General features: G+C 58.7%; 15 protein-coding genes. 4 read left to right on the top strand and 11 right to left on the bottom strand.

What is annotated here, in order from left to right; translation table 11 throughout:
* Positions 1 to 33: 33 nt before the first annotated feature.
* The gene (locus tag AFIC_RS02240; RefSeq protein WP_275247569.1) at positions 34 to 678 is read left to right on the top strand and encodes a hypothetical protein; all 645 of its coding nucleotides are present in this window, start codon (positions 34 to 36) and stop codon (positions 676 to 678) included.
* A 171-nt stretch (positions 679 to 849) separates the two neighbouring features.
* Positions 850 to 1,233, top strand: a complete 384-nt coding sequence (locus tag AFIC_RS02245; protein WP_275247570.1) for a hypothetical protein — start codon at positions 850 to 852, stop codon at positions 1,231 to 1,233.
* A gap of 156 nt (positions 1,234 to 1,389) precedes the next feature.
* Here the strand turns inward: AFIC_RS02245 and AFIC_RS02250 are convergent, their stop codons facing one another.
* From AFIC_RS02250 to AFIC_RS02300, 11 genes are all read right to left on the bottom strand, one after another.
* Positions 1,390 to 1,617 carry a helix-turn-helix transcriptional regulator gene (locus AFIC_RS02250; protein ID WP_275247571.1) on the bottom strand — a complete coding sequence of 76 codons (228 nt, stop codon included), beginning with the start codon at positions 1,615 to 1,617 and terminating at the stop codon, positions 1,390 to 1,392.
* Positions 1,618 to 1,908: 291 nt separating this feature from the next.
* A complete protein-coding gene (locus AFIC_RS02255; RefSeq protein WP_275247572.1) occupies positions 1,909 to 3,573 on the bottom strand; it encodes a recombinase family protein in 1,665 nt (554 codons plus the stop codon).
* 78 nt (positions 3,574 to 3,651) lie between these two features.
* The gene (locus tag AFIC_RS02260) at positions 3,652 to 4,086 is read right to left on the bottom strand and encodes a hypothetical protein (protein ID WP_275247573.1); all 435 of its coding nucleotides are present in this window, start codon (positions 4,084 to 4,086) and stop codon (positions 3,652 to 3,654) included.
* 198 nt (positions 4,087 to 4,284) lie between these two features.
* Entirely contained in the window at positions 4,285 to 6,981 is a 2,697-nt protein-coding gene (gene mobF / locus AFIC_RS02265) for a MobF family relaxase (protein WP_275247574.1), read from the bottom strand.
* Between the two features lie 147 nt (positions 6,982 to 7,128).
* Positions 7,129 to 8,901: a type IV secretion system DNA-binding domain-containing protein gene (locus tag AFIC_RS02270; RefSeq protein ID WP_275247575.1), complete on the bottom strand. Its 1,773-nt coding sequence runs from the start codon at positions 8,899 to 8,901 to the stop codon at positions 7,129 to 7,131.
* Positions 8,902 to 8,923: 22 nt separating this feature from the next.
* Positions 8,924 to 9,301, bottom strand: coding sequence for a hypothetical protein (locus AFIC_RS02275; RefSeq protein ID WP_275247576.1), 378 nt, complete (start codon positions 9,299 to 9,301; stop codon positions 8,924 to 8,926).
* Positions 9,301 to 10,131, bottom strand: coding sequence for a hypothetical protein (locus AFIC_RS02280; protein WP_275247577.1), 831 nt, complete (start codon positions 10,129 to 10,131; stop codon positions 9,301 to 9,303). The genes AFIC_RS02275 and AFIC_RS02280 overlap by 1 nt, the downstream gene beginning before the upstream one ends.
* A gap of 102 nt (positions 10,132 to 10,233) precedes the next feature.
* On the bottom strand, positions 10,234 to 11,415 hold the full coding sequence (locus tag AFIC_RS02285; RefSeq protein WP_275247578.1) for a hypothetical protein: 1,182 nt from the start codon (positions 11,413 to 11,415) through the stop codon (positions 10,234 to 10,236).
* A gap of 203 nt (positions 11,416 to 11,618) precedes the next feature.
* The gene (locus AFIC_RS02290) at positions 11,619 to 12,104 is read right to left on the bottom strand and encodes a hypothetical protein (RefSeq protein WP_275247579.1); all 486 of its coding nucleotides are present in this window, start codon (positions 12,102 to 12,104) and stop codon (positions 11,619 to 11,621) included.
* A gap of 54 nt (positions 12,105 to 12,158) precedes the next feature.
* A complete protein-coding gene (locus AFIC_RS02295) occupies positions 12,159 to 12,899 on the bottom strand; it encodes a hypothetical protein (protein WP_275247580.1) in 741 nt (246 codons plus the stop codon).
* Between the two features lie 13 nt (positions 12,900 to 12,912).
* The gene (locus tag AFIC_RS02300) at positions 12,913 to 13,314 is read right to left on the bottom strand and encodes a DUF3846 domain-containing protein (RefSeq protein WP_275247581.1); all 402 of its coding nucleotides are present in this window, start codon (positions 13,312 to 13,314) and stop codon (positions 12,913 to 12,915) included.
* 154 nt (positions 13,315 to 13,468) lie between these two features.
* Between AFIC_RS02300 and AFIC_RS02305 the strand changes: the two genes are divergently transcribed.
* Both AFIC_RS02305 and AFIC_RS02310 read left to right on the top strand, forming a co-directional pair.
* A complete protein-coding gene (locus tag AFIC_RS02305) occupies positions 13,469 to 14,395 on the top strand; it encodes a hypothetical protein (RefSeq protein WP_275247582.1) in 927 nt (308 codons plus the stop codon).
* A gap of 504 nt (positions 14,396 to 14,899) precedes the next feature.
* The gene (locus AFIC_RS02310; RefSeq protein ID WP_275248613.1) at positions 14,900 to 16,894 is read left to right on the top strand and encodes a ParB/RepB/Spo0J family partition protein; all 1,995 of its coding nucleotides are present in this window, start codon (positions 14,900 to 14,902) and stop codon (positions 16,892 to 16,894) included.
* Positions 16,895 to 17,023: the final 129 nt, after the last annotated feature.

A 17,023-nucleotide genomic window follows, 5' to 3' on the forward strand; every position in this document is an offset into this window, starting at 1 on the left:
CGGTGACGGCCGGCCTGGCGCGAGGGAAGAGGAATGGCTGCATCGTTGAGCTTCGTCACAAAGGTTCCTCCGAAATCAATTGCTACGATGGCCATGGCGGAAGTGGTCGATCGGATTGAGACCTTGAACCAAGGCATCGCCAAGTTCTGGTCAAAGAGCGACGGCTGGGCTCCTGTCACCGCTGCCGGCCTGCTCGGAAAGTCGCGGCTCGATTGGCAAGCGTCATTGTCGGGATCGCTTAGGCTCTGGATGCGTGAGCCACCCAACGCGCTCACACCGGCGGAACTCATCCTGGCTTGGGCCAATCTGGGAAGCCTCGTCGAGGGCACGATTAAGACGCTTCTGTCGGTCTGGTATGAGACCTACAAGGCCGACATCGACAATCTCAAGAAGGCGAACGCCTACGATAACGCAAAGCAGGTGGCATACGCCCCGGACGGACTCGGCCTGGAGAAGCTGCGCAATTATTGCAAAACGAAAGAGCTGCTCGGCGCCGAAGGCGATGCGCTTGTCGAGCTCGTGCAGCAACGTCGAAACGCGATTCACGCATTCAAAGACCGACCGATTGGCGACGGGATCGAATTTCAGAAGGCCGTGCGCAGCTATCTCGCACTCCTCCGGTCGATCAACGGCAGGCTTCCATATCCGGATGAGATGTATGAGCCGCGCGAGCACTAGGTGAATCTTTGCGAGATTTGAGAGATCTAACGCCGCCTGAGCTGCTCGTGATGCACGCTGCGGTATCGGAGGAACTGCGGCGGCGCGGCGTCATTCGAAGTTCGAATAATCCCGTCGGCGATCTTGCCGAGCATCTGTCGTGCCTTCGGGTGGAAGCAGGCGCCGAACTCGATGCGCGATGCGGACGCCACAGATGCCGCGAAGGTGCGATATCAGATCAAGGGACGACGCCTGACGTCGCATAACAACTCGCGACAACTCGGGGCGCTTCGCGATTTGCCGGCGCAGGCTTTTGATGTGCTTGCCGCCGTTCTGTTCCAAGAAGACTATCGAGTTCTTAGGGCTGCCTTGATCCCGCACGTCCGCGTTGTGGAGTTGGCAAAGCGTGTAGAGCGAACCAACAGTTGGCGGTTCCTGCTTCGCGATGCCATCTGGTCGGTGCTTGGGGTCCGCGATGTAATCGCCGACCTCCAACGCGCAGAAGCCTCCTGGGCATTCGTATTGACCGAAGATTCGAAAGTATCGAATTCACGCTCGATCACTAATCGGGAATGATGGTTCGTGATTGAGCGTGAAGACGGGTACGGAGAGGGATAGTTGTGCAACAGGCAATCTATCTACATAAGATATTGATATTGTATCGAAATTTCTGAGGTTATTCGCCACTGGTGCCGATAAGTGGGATATGTTTCCAATGACCCATCGTGATCGTCACGGCTGCTCACCGGCGCATTCAGTGTGTCGCTTTGATGCACGGCAATTCACTCTATTCTTTTCGTCCCACGCTTCAAGCTCGTCGATCGGGTAGAGGACCGCCTTGCCGATCTTAACAAACGATGGCCCGATTTTCATCGCCCGCCAGTTCCGAAGCGTTCCTACCGAGACGCCATTGCGATAGCGCTCCGAGACTTCTTCAGGTGTCAGAAATTTGCTGTCCAATGTGGCCTCCCCTGATCGACGACATGGTGTCGCTCATCCGATGGTTATCGAGCGCGAGGTGGATTCCTTTGAGTGCAAATGTCACCCCACGTCGCCGTCGGGCTGTCCCATCATCGGTCGCTCACGCTGTTGCACGAGTAACCATGCAGCCCGGAGGTGAAATCAGGGAAGCCTGATTTTATCGGGGTAGGGAACGCGGATAGTCAGGGTTAGATATAGGAGGGTCGGGCTACCGAGCTTGGCTATCCAAGATCACGACTGCATTAGGTCCTTACTCTCCGAAGCCGTAGGTTACAGGTTCGAATCCTGTCGGGTGCGCCATTTGCGTACAAAACCACGAACATTTTCGTTCGTGGTCTGTTTTCCGGCAATGACCGCCTGCAGCATGTCCTTACTGCCGATGATTCGGATCGTTGTATCGTCAACTTCGATCGCACTGACGACGGCGCGGATATAGGCCTTCTTCGAATTGACGTCGCCGTGATCAAGTTTCTCGGTCATGAGCCTTGAGAAGCTGTCGATTTTGTCCGCGTTGATCGATATCTCGGCTCCGCATTGGCTGCGGGCACGGTCAAGTGCGGCTCTTGCCCTCTCGTGCTCTGATTTGAGGGTAGCGGTTCGTTCCCGGAGAATGTCGTCGAGTTCGACTACGCCATCTTCGATCGAACGATAGAGCCGCTTGAGGCGCTCTTCAGTCTCGGTCAATTGGTGACGAAGGGAAACGAGCCGATTGTCTTCCGCAAGGCTCTTGGCGGAACGTCGATCTGCCAGGGTCTGGAGCAATTCAGCGAGCCGCTCCGGTGCAAACAGCCTCTGCTTGAGATTGCTGACAACGATTTGGTCCAACGTACCTGTCGGAATATGTCGTCCCTTGCAAGCGGTCTCTCCCTTCCGGTGGCAACCTGCGCAGCTATAATAAGAATAAGACTTGCCGCGTCGATTTGTGCCGGTGCGTGTCATGCCAGCGCCGCAGGATGCGCACATGGCAATCCCGGTCAGCAAGGACGGACCGTTGACGATGCGTGGCGCGGTGGTCCGCGGGTTATTGTTACTCAGCTTTGCCTGAACACGATCAAAGATCGCCAGTTCAATCAGAGCAGGAATTGGAATCTCGACGACTGTCGAGGGATCGTTGAGCCCGCCATTGCGAGAGTCTCTTTTCCCATAAACCCACAGCCCGGTCGCGTAGCATGTATTGGTCAGTATCTTGTGGACCGGTCCCACGCCGAATGAGGATCCACGCCGCGTTCGGTAACCGTGGCTATTGAGCCACTTCGTTGTTTCCTTGACGCCGAGCGGACCCGTGTTTCCGTCGCCCTCGAGATAAAGACGGAACATCAGTCTGATAGTCTCCGCCTCGACGGGGTCGATATCGAGCTTCTTCTTGATCTTTTGACCGCGGCGTTCCGCCTCAACGATTTTATAGCCCAACGGTGGCGTTGCACCGTTCCAGAAGCCTTGCTTCGCGGACTGCATCATTGCTCTTTTGGTATTTTTTCCTATTTCGCGGGACGTGTGTTCATCGAACACGCCGATGAGTTGGCGCATCAGTTCTTGTGATGGGTCGTTACCAGTTGGCTGAGTCACTGAGGCAACTTCAACCCCGTTCTTGCGCAGCTTACGAACAGCAAGCTCCAACTCGACACCGTTACGATATAGACGGTTGAATGCGTAGATAACGACAACGTCGTATGGTCGGCTGGGATCGCAGGCGCGCTCCATCATGTCTTGAAACGCCGGCCTGCGATCGTCCGTCGCGGTTGCTCCTGCTTCTACAAATTCGTCGATCACGAGCCATCCGTTGGCTGTGCAGTGCGCGGTGGTGATATCTCGCTGCGATGGCAAGGAGACGTCGTTAGTAGCTTGTCTGCCAGTGCTGACGCGCAAATAAAGCACTGCTCTCTTTGGGGCGGCTTTACCACTCCGAACAACGTTCCCGAAGGTATGCTTGTTCATTTTTCCCTCAGCTAAACGAGCAATCGCACGTCGGTTCAAACACAGCAAAATAGCCGTAGTCCTAGTAGCAAAGTGAGTCTAGCGATCGAGAATGAGCTTGTGAAGGATCTGTGCTGTAACATTGGCTTGGAGCCAATGCCGATGGCTGACATTGATCATTCGGCGCGTTCGAAGCTCCCATTCACGGCGGAACGTCTCGTGCAGCATTTCGGTATGCGTCACGAGTAAGCGCTTAAAGGTGCCCTGCGCACCATTGTCCGGCAACATCAAGAATCCTGCGATGAAGACTTGGTGACGAAATTCCTCACTGGCTCGGCTAAGCTCGATGATCGCGGTCTCCCGATGCCGGGCCTTGTAGACGTAGCGGGAATCTGGGACGAATCCATGCTCGGTCAAACAGCCCTGCGCCAGCAGTTCACCGACCAACCAGAGGCCGCCATCGATGGCGATATCCGCATACTTTTCCAAGGACATTTCCAGGATATGGGGTTCGTAGAACGGTTCGGTCGTCATCGCCTCTTTCCTTTCTGAGATGCGGTCATTGCCACCGGTAGTGCTCGGGGTGCGGAGTCGAAGATGGCGTTGAGCACACCGCCAAAATATCGCTCGATCGCATCCAGTTCGGCCGTTGAGACGGGAAGCGGATCAGGCAGCTCGTTCTCGACCGTCCAGGACTCCGGATCGATGGGCCGGAGCTTTGACTTCAATTGCCTAGAGCTCATGCCCGAGCTCTTTCTGGCGATTGCGCTCGCGTTTGGTATGCGCCTTGGCAAATTTGGCGACGTCAATCAGGTCAAGCGTTGTGGTCTTGACGCGCTCGCGCGACAACCGCTGCGCCAGATGGTCGAGGCGTTGCGCGTCGTTTATCTCGCTGTGAAAGTCACCGCTGGAGGCGCGAATTGACGAGTCGAGCGACCTCGAGCAGAAAAATCGCGTGTCACCTCTGGCCCTTGAAGCACTGACGTAAGAATCGTGTCGATCGAATTTTTCATTGAGCAACACAAAAGATTGATCGACGGTGGTGCCTTGAGCACGAAAGATCGTGGAGACGAGACCGTTGGCAAGGCGAACGCGTCCCTTGCCGTCCGCGATATCTTCCGGTGTGAACTGGATGATTTCGTCGCCGCGCCGCGCGGTGATCGTGACTTTCTTGGAGAGGCATGCGACCTTGACGCGCTCGACCACAAGCGGCGTGCCATTGACCACGCCGAGACGATCGACGCGGCGAAGCGCGACCAGAGTATCTCCCGCCGCTACCGGGAGCGTGTGAGGATTGCCGGAAGCATCGACCGCCGGAAGTAGTACCTCGCGAGTTTTAATGAAGCCCTCGCGTTTGAGTCTGTCGCGAAGCACCGCTGCAACCGCACGGGCTTCAGCGTTGGTCTTGGTGAGAACGGTGATTTGTTCGCTGGGACGGCTCAGTCTGGCCTGCTGCCAGGCATCGGCTAATGCATCGACCGTCGGCTTCAGCCCGTTGTGAAACTCAATGAGGCCATGCTCATTGAACGCTTTCAGGGCTGCCGCGGCATCACCACGCGCGAACGCTTGTGGGGCTTCGCGTGTCCAAGTTTCGCGCTGCCGGTAAATCTGGCTGAGCGTGGCAGCACCGATGGCTTCTCGAACGAGCCGAATAGCGTGGCCTGGACCTATCGGCCTTACCTGCCGCTCGTCGCCTACCAACACCAATAGACTGCGGCTGTTGCCCCGGCTGACATGATCGAGAATCCGCGCAAGCTGAGGGCTTGATTGCAGGCCGCTTTCGTCGATTAGCAGAACCGTTCTGCCTTCGAACGCAGACTTTCCGGCTGCTACACGTGCATCCAGACGCTTCAGCAGCGCATCGATCGCGGACGACGGAACGTTGATGGCGTGGCCTAGATCGAGAGCAGCTCTCCAGGCCACGGAGGCCCCTACCACGGAAGCGCCCGGCAGAACGACGACCGAAGAGGCGTCGGTCGGAGATGTACCCAGCGCTGGCGAATATCCAGCAGCTTCAAAGCTGCGCGCGATCACGCCAAGGAGTTTGGACTTGCCGGTGCCCGCGGGCGCGAGAACGTTCACCAGTCGGGCACCCGACGTTGCCGCAAGCGCGACTTTCGTCTGCTCCTGTGACAGGCTGTTCTCTCTGCAAAGACGCCGCACCAAGTCCGGGGCGGGAGCGGCTAAACAGGCTTGCGCGAGGTTGACCGCAGTTTCGACAAGCCGCCGTTCGGTCGCGACCATTTCGGGGGTGGACAGGACGACGCCATCACGCGTCGTGCCGAGCTCGACGATGGCACGGCTCTCGAGGAGAGCGTCGGCCTCCTTAACAGCCTGATCGACCGATACGCCGGTGCCCACCAACGCATTACACGCAACCTCAAGGAGATGTCGTCGCTCGAACGTTGCCTCGGACTCTGTCAGTGCGCTTGGGAGGGCCGCCATCCGTGAATGAATGAGTGCATTCACGATCGCGGAATCGCGAGCCACCGCCTCGCGGCCAGCTTCGCGGGCCGCTTCAACGATCGCGCCAGGATCGAAGCCGAGGTCCTTGATGGCCTCCTGCCAGCCGGCAATACGGTCGGCGGTATTCACCGTATCCTTTGTTCGGCGGCTCTTTCGGGTGATAGCAGCGGCCACGGCCGGTGCCTCGCCAGAGGTCAGGCCGGCCTTGGCTAATTCGGCTTCGATAGCCGACCTGCGCGCGGAGAAGAATTTTGCGACCTTGTCGGGAACGCCAGCTATGCTCCAGCGCCAACCGTCGTCGGAGCGTACGATCGCAAAGCCTCGTTGCTCTAGTTCGGTGGCGAGTTGCAGTCTGTAGACCGAACCTAGGAGTTTCTTACCCGATCGGATGCCGCCTGCAGAATCAACCGCGCCAAGTGTTCCATCCGGACGCTCTACGATGGACGGGATGCAAACGTGATGATGGCGCTGCACCGAAGCGAGAACACCGCCATTCGCATGGGTCTCTGGACGCGCTTCGGAGTGAGTGAAGACGGCCGCAGTAAACTTCGCATGTTCACGTTGGACACCGTTATGCCCGCGACGCGCGAGCGGGATTTCCCGCTCGATGATCCGAAGGGTGGCTTCGACGGCAGCGCGCTCGGCGCTGGCGATTTCTGCCCGTAGCGTATCATCGCCGGCGGCATAGAGGACCGATACAGCTTTGGGCGATGACAGCGTGATGTCGACGCCCAGCACCCTGCGCTTGAACGGTGGCGTCTTAACCAGCTTGTTGCCGGCTGTGTCGCAGCCCTCGCAAAGGAGGTCGAAATCGCGGGGACGGACCGCTGATCCCTGGACGATCCCCAACCGCTCGTTGCCGCGCAGCCACACGCCGGCGGTTTCCTTGTCGGTCGTATAGTACGCCGATGGTTGGGACGTGTAGTAGGCGGGACGATGAATGATAGCGAAGGTTGCGACCACGAAAGAGCCTCCGAGGAGGCTGTTCAATTAGCTCGCGGCCGGATCCCGGATTTTGGGATTAGATAGGGTGTCGGAAAGATTTCTGAAAAAGCGGCCGCTGGGTGGCGGCCGTTTTGTGCGTCACGGGTCAGATGGATCTGCTTTGGCCTATTCGCCGGTCCAGGGTGCAGGGACATGGCCGGGACGACGATCGGACCACACTGTCAGGGGCACGTCTACGATCGCGGGATTCCCCAATCCCATCACCAGTATCCGCGCCGTCGTGTGGCGGCCGCTCTTCGTCACACCGAGATCGCTTTCGAGGCGGTCAGCCGGGCACACCGGCACCGTTTCGCGGACGGTCTCGCGAACCCAGCGGTCGGAGGCCTGATCGCGAACAGGTGGGCCAGGATATTCGATGCGGCGCTCGCCAAGCAATGCGCTGACCCGTTCTGCCGAATCGCCCGCATTGAGCTGGTGGATCAGCTTGATCCTGAATCGGCCGAGCAAAACATTGGCCAGATTCTCGCCGTAAATCTCGACCAGGTGGGCAATCTCCTGAACTCCCGCCAGTATCACGATGCCGAACTCGCGCCCGGTGTTCAGGAGTCTTGGGAGCCCCTGGATATGGCCGTTGCCGCACTCGGGCAACTCGTCCAGGCAGAACACCAGCTTGCGCGTCGGATTGGGCTGACGGCCGGGACGCAGGGCGAGAGCAATCAGCCGGTCGATCAGAAAACCGCCGATTGCGCCCGACAACTCCGGATACTCACTCGACTTCTGCAGTACGATGACGCGCGGATATGCCATTGGCTCGTCCAGCCACTGCCGCAAGGAGAAGCGTCGCGCAAGCGGCACGTCGCGCCACGCTTCCGCGAGCGGCAACACGGTGGTTAGTGCAGCTACCCACATGGTCACGAGTATCGACATCGTGGTGCGATTGTCCTCGGGGTTATCGCTGCCGAAGATCAAGCGGCTGGCGCTGTCCTTGCCGGCGGCCTCTAACGTTGCCTTGATGGTTTCGCCCGGCGACAGCAGAACCGAGGCGAGATCATCCCAGCTCCAGTCGCCGGGATTCTCCGCGTGCAGCGTCATGACCAGATCCGCCCACGCAGCGCGGGCGGCGTCGCCCCACATCGAATCGTGGTCGGATTTTTGAACCGCGTGCGCGGCGAATTCGCGTGCATGCTTTTCGTTCCTTATGTCTCGCGCGATGTTGTAGGCGGCGGATCGGCGATCATGCGGCGCAACCAGAATAAACGGGTTGATCGGAAGCCCTGCGGTGAAGTCGCCCTTGACCTCATGAATAAACATCTGATCGCCCCTGGCTTCGCATTGCTCGACCAGGCCGCGTAGCGTCGATGTCTTGGCGCTGCCTTGAGTGCCAAGGGCGAGAATGTTGTAACCCTCGCACTCGCTCGTCAGTTGGACATGGGGCAGCAACCACAAGCCGCGTTTGAGGAGTCGTCCGGTTCTCGCGATCACTCCCCGCAAGGACGCGCGGCCCTCGCCATCGAACAGCAGTCGCCATCCGCGCAAGGTGACGAATCGCTCGCACTTCGACGTTGCCGCGTGCATCATGTATGCCGTCGTTCCCCACGACACCGCAATGGCCAGCGGCAAGGTCACGGCATGAATCGACGCTGATCTGGACGCCGCAATTGCCTGAAAGACACGGTCCAGATACTGGAATCGGCAGTCAAGCCCAATGACCTTGGTCAGGCCTGCTACACACGTATCGCCACGGAGAAACTCCAGAGCGATCCGGCCCATCATCTGAAGATTGAGCGGAACGATCCCGTTGGCGCCGACCACATACGGAGCGTCGGCCGAAAAGAGGATTGCCAGCCCCACGATCAGGACGAGGAAGGCGGCGAGCGTTGCTCCCAGGATGGTGGGCACAAGGGGTTTTGTTTCGACGAACGGATTGACAGTTGACATGATGATGCTCGCTATTTGTCGGTTACAAGAACGCCGCGGTGACGAGGCCGATCGCGACGATAACGAGACCACTGGTCACGCCAGCAGCTAGGCCGCGGAGCAAGCGATTAGGCTCCGGCTTGCGCAAGTGCTGCCACGACGAGGATTTCATGCGCTCGTCAAAACTGTCGGCCGATGTTTCGCGCAGAGGTTCCGCTTCGCCGACCTTGTGCTGACGAATCGCAGCGAGCAGAACGAGGATGCCCTGAGGGCTGAGCGTCTTCAGGCGTTTCGGGTCGAACTTAGCGGGACCCTTCAATATCTCATTGGCAAGATTTTTAGCGAGTTCAGCCTGTGCGGAGGTACGGGCTGCCACAGCATCTGCTGCAGCGAGGTCAAACAGATCGCGCTGTTCTGGCATCACTTGGCTTCCGTCGTTGCCCAGTTCAAAACGCGGTCGAGTTCGCCGAAAACGACAGACGTCCAGGCGGCTACTTCGCCCTTCGCAATCTTGCTTTCGGGGTGCGGCAAGCCTGTTAACGCCATGACCTTGCGGATGGGCATCAACGGTACGTCCATCAAGCGGCAGTGTGCTGCTTCAAACGGACGCCAGGAGCCAGCCTCGACGACGGGCATACGGAGCAATGTAGCCCGGTCCAATAGAGGTTCGATCGATGTACGGTAAATAGACGCCGCGTCAGAGGCTGTATGCAGATGGGCAAATTCGCCGTCGCGTTCGTTCTGGACAAAGACCAAGTTGGCGCGCGGAAAGCGCTGCAGCAAAGCATCTGCGGTCATGGCGGCCTGACGAATGCCCTCGCTTTCCGCCACGCACGGGATCATGATCGTGGCCTCGAAGCGCCATGCTTCGAGATCTTCGTCGAGTTCAACGATCCCGGCCCAGTTGGCGAAGCGGTCGACCTGGTTGGCGCCGATGTCGAGCAAGCAGTTCGCGTTGCGAGCGCTCACGCGCTCCAGCATGTGGTAAAGCGGCGTGAAGGAGCGGGCATCGGCGGTCGGATCGCGTCGTGATTCGCGTGGTACCGCTGGTATCGTCAGGACATTACGGCCCACCGTGCGAGCCAGGCGGTGCTGGACGTCCACCTGAGCGATGGCCAGCGGCGCATCGTGCAGATGAGCATGATCGGCGACGACTAGCGAAGCTAATGTTTTACCTTGGCCGCCTTTGTCATTCGCGATGATGATGAGCTGGCTGGAGCCACTCATCGCGGCAGTTTTGTTCTTCTTCATGCCGATCCTTTCCCACCTGCCGGCCGTTACGGCACAGCCACGGGAGGGATCGTAGGGGTGGCACCGATCCCCGGGTTTGGGATTAGATGCCAAAAATGAAATTTACCTGGTTTCGGGCTGAATTATTTCAGGTTGACCCGTCGAGACGATGCAATCGAGCGTCCTCATCCAGGCGGCCATGCCCCGGCAAGACAGGGCGGCGTCGGCTAGTAGAAAGTTCATGCTGTCGGATTGCGTTTCGAGGCAACCGAAACCTCGCTTGATGATCGCGTGCCGCAAGATTTTTGCTTGCGAGGCATCGATTTCGATCGGTTTTCCTCGCGACAGTTGGCCGATCAACTGTCCGACCGCGAAGCGATCCTCCTCGATCAGCAAGTTTTTGTGGATGTCCGAAGGTTGAAGATTGCCTGAAATGGCAATCTTCATCAACGCGACCCCAGTCATCCGCTCTTCGATCGCGTTGGTCAGGTACCTGCCACTCAGGAAAGTGATGGGCTTTTCGGAAGCCGCCCGTTTCGTCCAGCTCTCCATGGCTTTGGTAAAGAATCCCGCACGCTCTCGATTCCAGGCCACCCCGCGCACCCGGCCGATATTGTCCTCCTCAATATGTTCGAGGATTCCTGCTCCCCGCTTATGCATCCGGACCATGACATCGGCTTGCTCGCCGGCGATCAGGTCTTTGGGTGCTAGGATGGCGAAGAAAGCTTTTACCAATCTGCGGCCGCGGTCGATCAACCCTTCGACCAGGCGCATGATCGTGTCGAATGTTGGCACGATCATAATGAGTTTCGCGCCGACCTTGCTCCGATGAGCAGCCACGCCCGTCGTCTGCTTCGCCCGATGTTCCGCTTCGCTCGCGGTCAACGTGCGGAGGCGGGTATTGCGCGCCAGTTCGACGCCGGCCTGGCGACCGGTGAGGCGAAAGGTTTCGATTTCAAGTGCCTGTTTTGCGGCCTTGACCAAATCACCGTCGTGGCGATCGTGTTTCTGCCGGATGGTGAGATCTTCGCGATCGACACCCCTGATCACAATCGGAAAGCCGTTGCGATATCGGGAGAGCTGGTCTGGCGGTGCGAATATAAAGAGTCTTCGTAGCCACTCGGTTGGTATGTCAATCGTTTCGACGGGGCGTTCACCGAGGGCAGCGCGGATCGCTTCAATCTCGCTGTGACCAGCGTCCGTCGTGAATCGCTGATCGTGAATGATCACGTTGGTGGTCGGCGGATCCAGCGTTTCAAGCCGCTTCTTCAGTTTCACGAATCTTAGGTTGTCACCGTTGTCCATGGAGTTCTGTGCCTCTACTGCCGACAACGGACTTCGTTATCGTTGAGTCCGCCGGGCTCTACGGTTTACTGGAGGTCGTGGTCGAGCCGCCGCCTTCAACTGGGCCTGAATGCCTTGCAAGTCTGCAAGAGGTGCCAGTTGATCAAGGCCGCGCAGTGCTTTTCGGTTATCGGCGATGGTACCTCGTTCCGCCACGGCTGCGGTCAGTGGACGATGTCGGCCTGCACAGAACCGAACGGCGTATACACGTTGAACTTCAGCGGACCGAGCGCCAACACGGCGTTGCCCATATCCCGCGCATCGGGTCGGGCCTTGATTTCGAGGCGCAGGCTCTCGCCGTCATGCGAGCAGTACAGCTGTCCGACTACGCGGCGGCCGAGAAGCAAGACGAGCCGTGGCTGAGTGAATTCGCCCTCTACAACGTGAAAACCCTTGAGGCGGAGCCTGTTGCGCAGAGAAGCACTCAGGATTTCCGACATCAGTGCCGCTTTATCTATGGCAATGTGAAGCGGCAGTTTGAATGCGATCGAGTGGTCGGGGTTGCAGACGTCGATGTCGACCGTGTGTTCAAGGTGGATTTTTCCCGCACCGCCGAGCTTTAAGGAGAGCTCAAGATTTTCCAGGATGAAATTCTTGGCCTTCTTCAACTCAACGCTTGCAGATTCCATGAAAAGCACGGCTGGGCTCATGTCCTGATCGTTATCGATAGTCGGAATATCTGTACTCCTTTACTTGTTGTCGGCTTACGTCGCGTTCCGCGCAGCCGTCATGACCATGCGCATCACCGCATTGCGCTCGTGGGGCAATATCCCGAGCAGGCGAAACTCGCCGCTGCCATCCTTGGCGAACTCCAGCACCCCGAGCTTCAGCCCGATATGCCCATGCGTGACCGGCGTCGCCTGGATCGTCGGTACCTTTTCGGGATACTTGCTGGCATCGACCATGAACGCGCGGCGCTTCGCTTCTTCGAGCTCAGCCTTGATCCGCCGGTATTCTTCGCAAGCCTCCTCGATTGGGTGATCCTTCAACCAACCGGGGAAGTCATGGGGCAATACGCCCTCATGGCGAGCAAGCGCTGCGACCGTGGCGTACTTGCAGACGCGGTCGCGCAGCCACGAATGAACCTTCTTCGTAAAGGCGCGGAAGATCGGGTAGCACTCGTTCTGCGTGTTGCCGTGAATCTTGATGCCACGCTCAGCCAAAAATTGCTCGCGGCGGCCCGCTGCCTCGATCGCGCAATACGCGGTGTAGATGCCGGCCACCACGCCGGCCGTTGGTATCGTGCCGCCGAGCTTTTCGACCTCGCTGAGAAGGCGGTCGTTGCAGCGATGGATTGCGTTGTCGGCCTCCGCGATTGCCAGCATCAGTTTGTTGCTTCCCGCAACATTCTCATTGTTGTGGGCATCCGTCCGGCCGTTGTCGGCGTATGTGCTGTCACCGTCGTGCTGGGTAGATTCGCTGAAGCCCATCATCACGTTGCTCACTCTTTATGCACGACTACTCGCGGTCGACTTTGCATTGCCGGCTCAGGTATTCGAGAAACTCATCCGCCGAGTCGAACGTCGTCGACTTGACGACGAGGGCCCGGTCGAGATCGATATCCACGTTGAAGCGGATCATGTTGGCGACCTGCTCGACCGTTGAAATGACGTCGGTAATCAGGGGATTCTCGGGGCCGACGATGAGTCCGCAGCCTGGGAATGTGCGCCCATTCAGCGCGAAGAACGCCGGGTTAGGCTTCAATAGGGCCTCGTCGTCGATATAGAGCACATCACCAGTCTTGAGTTCTGTGCCCCAGGCAATAAGGCCCCCGACCGCCGCCTGCAGCGACGCCAGTCGGTGGTCGATGGTGTATGGCTCGACCACCCGTCGGACGGGATCAATGAGGATTGCACGCATGAAGACCTCCTTGTCGTGAACTTAAGATGAACATAGCACATTATGCTATATGGTCAAGAAAAGTCGCATAGCGCTCCGAAACATGATTAATCCACTGTCAACTCCTAGTTATCTGGGGTATTAAAGTGTCAAGCAAAACAAAGCACTACGTGGGATGACTACCGCAAGCGATCTTGACGTTCTCCGTGAGGCTGGCCCGCGCCAGGTTCCTTGGCTGCAGGTTGCCGAAGCCCTTCACGAGTTGGAAGCCAACTCGAACCGCGCACCCGACGGCAGAACGTGGATTGCCTATGCTGCTGAGGCCAGCAAGCTCACCGACAATCAGCTGCGTCGCTTTACCCGCGCTCTGGAGTTTCTTCGCGAGGTGCATGCAAAGGACCCTCGCGTTGGAGAGGGATTACGTGTGCTGCCATTCTCCCACGTCGAGGTGCTAGGCAAGATATGGCAGCTCGACCAAGCCAAATCGCTTGAGCTCATCGATAGCGCTGGCACCGTCAGATACACATATCTGGATCTTCTGGGGAAGTATCGAGACTTGCGGTCCAAAGGGTCGGGCCACGCGTCACCCATTGCCGCGGGCAAGCATGCTGCCAAGCAATTCATTGACGCATGTCGCCGCATTTTACTTGAGACAAAAGAACTCACGGCCGGCAATCGCTATCCGCACGGCCAGCGAACCATTCTTCGTCCCATCGTCGGACTCGGCTACACGAATCCAGACTATATCATTCGTGATCTCTCGACCCCATTGGCACCTCAGCTAGATGCGATCGACTGCTATTTCATCTCGGGCGCCAGTCAATCGGACGCTTTGAGAAGAAAAATTCCGCAAGTCGCATTCGAGTCGACGTTCTTTACTCATTTTTGGTGTTTGATGCCGCCGAGCGCGCTGGCCGGAAATTTCATCTCCGCGTGCAACAATCTCCAACTCACGAATGTTGGCCTAGTTTTGATCGACGTCGCGAACGGCTCCTGTTCCACAATTCTCGAACCGGACACATCGAGGTCCCCGATACCGGATCGCAGAAGTCAGATCTTCTCCAGTTACGGATATAAACGACTCCGGTCCGTTCAAGCCTGACGAGGGTGCTACACGACGCTCGAGAGATTTAAGACCTCCGGCTCGGGCGCAGTACGGAGAGCCTTTCGCCCAGCTTGCTTGTCATAGTCTTTCGACTCCGATCCCGCGCGATGATGTGTCGCTCGCCGGAGGCACTCGATCCCGGATCCCGCCAAGAGGCGGCGCTATGCTGATCCTCCTGCGGGTGCCTTTTTAACCGGTCTTGCGACTGCCGACTGGCCTTCGCTTCGCTATGGCACAGACGCCCTTTTCTGCTTGGGAGCTAAGGGCTCCGCCCTCGCGCAGGCAAGGGTGAAGTCCCGGAAGAACCAGGACCGGCTGGGGCGGTCTCCCCGACCTTCCGCGCGGACCGCTGCAAAAATTCTCACGACCCAAATCGCTTGTGCAGGCCGGGTGATCCCCCTCCGCCCGGCCGCCCTTGCCCTTGCTACCCCGGTCTCGCCGACGGGCAGGGCGCAGGCGCGAGGTGCGCTCTGCGCCCATGAAGCCAAAAGGAGATCAATGATGTCGGCCAAGCAAGCAGAAACTGTTGTTGAGAACGGGACTGAAATTTTCATCCCACTCAGCAAGCTCAAGAAATCCCCGAAGAATGCGCGCAAGATGCCCCATGGCGAAGCCGCCATCGAAGCGCTGGCGGGCAGCATCGCCGCCAAGGGGATGCTGCAAAATCTTGTGGTCGAACCCGAGGTCGATGCGGACGGAGCAGAGACCGGATTTTATCTGGTCACGGTCGGCGAGGGACGGCGACAGGCGCAGGCACTGCGCGCCAAGCGCAAGCAGATCAAGAAGTCGGAGCCGATCCGCTGCGTTCTCGATGTCGCGAATGACCCGCGAGAAATCAGCCTCGACGAGAATGTGACGCGGACGGAGATGCATCCGGCGGATCAGTTCGCGGTCTTTACCTATCTTGCCGAAGAAAAAGGCTACGGTGCCGAGGAAATCGCGGCGCGGTTTGGTGTCACCGCCCATATCGTGCGCCAGCGGTTGCGGCTTGGATCGGTGTCGCCAAAGCTGATGCAAGTCTATCGCGACGGCGACCTGACGCTGGATCAGTTGATGGCCTTTGCCATCACCGGGGATCATGCACGACAGGAAGACGCCTTTGAGCGTCTGATTCATAATCGCGAACCTTATGCGATCCGGCGTTTATTGACCGAGACCAATGTTCCGGCGCGGGATCGCCGTGCGCGCTTCGTCGGGCTGGAAACTTATGACGCGGCAGGCGGGATGATTCTGCGCGACCTGTTCTCGGACGATCAGGGTGGCTATCTGGAGGATGCGGCATTGCTTGATCGCCTGACCAAGGAGAGGCTGGAGAACGCGGCTGCCGAGCTTTGCGAATACGAGGGCTGGAAATGGGCGGAAGCTCATCTTGATTATCCGCATTCGCACGGCCTGCGGCGGCTCTATCCGTCTGCGGTTGATCTCTCGCCGGAGGACATCGCGGCCTATGAGGCCGCGCAGGCGGCCTACGACGCTCTCACCACGCAATTCGAGGGCGTTGAGGAATTGCCCGATGACATTGATGAGCGGTTTGGCGAGCTTGAGGCTGAAATCGAGCGGATCAACGCCAGACGCGAAGCTTATGATCCTGATGTCATCAGCCGCTGTGGCGCGTTCGTGATTCTGAATCATGACGGGACACTGCGGATCGAGCGCGGTTTTGTGCGTCGTGAGGACGAGCATCTGCACCCGGCCAGCCCGGTGACGGACGCGGATGATGCCGAGGGTCGCTCAGGCATGGGTGATGCTGATGGGGGCTCGCTGTCGATTGGTTGGAACGACGAGGCGGCAACCGGCAAACCCTTGTCGGATTTGCTGGTTCGTGACCTAACCGCGTACCGCACGCTTGGCCTGCGTCTCGCGCTCGGCGAGCAACCGGATGTGGCGCTGATTGCGGTCATCCAGGCCATGGTGGCGCAGACGTTTTATCACCAAGCCACATCTTGCCTCGACATCCGGCTCACCAGCGCGGCACTCGCGGCCCATGCCGAGGGCATCGAGGATACCGCCGCCGCAAGAGCATTGGCGGATCGTCATGACCGATGGGCTGCGCAACTGCCAGAATCACCGTCCGATCTCTGGCGCTTTGTTGTTGAACTCGATCACGACAGCCGCATGGCGCTGTTCGCCCACTGCGCCGCTTTGACCGTGTTTGCGGTCAGAGTACCGTGGGACAAGAAGCCGCTTGCGTTGGCGACGGCGGATACGCTTGCGACAGTGCTTGCTTTCGATATGAGCCAATATTGGACGCCGACGGCGCGATCCTACTTTGGCCGTGTCGCCAAGGACCACATCATCGCCGCCGTTAGTGAGGCGGTCGGGCCGGAAGCAGCCAACCGTATCGCGGGAATGAAGAAAGCGCCGATGGCGGACGCCGCCGAACAGCTTGTCGCTGGAACAGGATGGCTACCCCGGATCATCGCTGGTCCGGCCAGCGTTGACGTGTCCGCTGGCGGGATGACCGATGACGAGGGACGGGCGGTGGACAACGCCTAGGGCATGATCGCGGCGGAATGAACCGGTGGAATGCCGTGACCGGAGGCCGCTGTGCGGCCTCCGGTCACGTGCTCGGCGGCGTGCGGGTCGAAGAATTCGGGCGTTGCCGAAAATCCGATCAAACGTTTT

Origin of the sequence: [Pseudomonas] carboxydohydrogena (genome assembly GCF_029030725.1) — a bacterium.
GTDB lineage: Bacteria > Pseudomonadota > Alphaproteobacteria > Rhizobiales > Xanthobacteraceae > Afipia > Afipia carboxydohydrogena.

Coding starts and splice junctions, on each gene's coding strand:
- AFIC_RS02240 (WP_275247569.1), top strand. CDS start 34: ATGGCTGCATCGTTGAGCTTCGTCACAAAGGTTCCTCCGAAATCAATT.
- AFIC_RS02245 (WP_275247570.1), top strand. CDS start 850: ATGCGCGATGCGGACGCCACAGATGCCGCGAAGGTGCGATATCAGATC.
- AFIC_RS02255 (WP_275247572.1), bottom strand. CDS start 3,573: ATGAACAAGCATACCTTCGGGAACGTTGTTCGGAGTGGTAAAGCCGCC.
- AFIC_RS02260 (WP_275247573.1), bottom strand. CDS start 4,086: ATGACGACCGAACCGTTCTACGAACCCCATATCCTGGAAATGTCCTTG.
- AFIC_RS02270 (WP_275247575.1), bottom strand. CDS start 8,901: ATGTCAACTGTCAATCCGTTCGTCGAAACAAAACCCCTTGTGCCCACC.
- AFIC_RS02275 (WP_275247576.1), bottom strand. CDS start 9,301: ATGCCAGAACAGCGCGATCTGTTTGACCTCGCTGCAGCAGATGCTGTG.
- AFIC_RS02280 (WP_275247577.1), bottom strand. CDS start 10,131: ATGAAGAAGAACAAAACTGCCGCGATGAGTGGCTCCAGCCAGCTCATC.
- AFIC_RS02285 (WP_275247578.1), bottom strand. CDS start 11,415: ATGGACAACGGTGACAACCTAAGATTCGTGAAACTGAAGAAGCGGCTT.
- AFIC_RS02290 (WP_275247579.1), bottom strand. CDS start 12,104: ATGAGCCCAGCCGTGCTTTTCATGGAATCTGCAAGCGTTGAGTTGAAG.
- AFIC_RS02300 (WP_275247581.1), bottom strand. CDS start 13,314: ATGCGTGCAATCCTCATTGATCCCGTCCGACGGGTGGTCGAGCCATAC.
- AFIC_RS02305 (WP_275247582.1), top strand. CDS start 13,469: ATGACTACCGCAAGCGATCTTGACGTTCTCCGTGAGGCTGGCCCGCGC.
- AFIC_RS02310 (WP_275248613.1), top strand. CDS start 14,900: ATGTCGGCCAAGCAAGCAGAAACTGTTGTTGAGAACGGGACTGAAATT.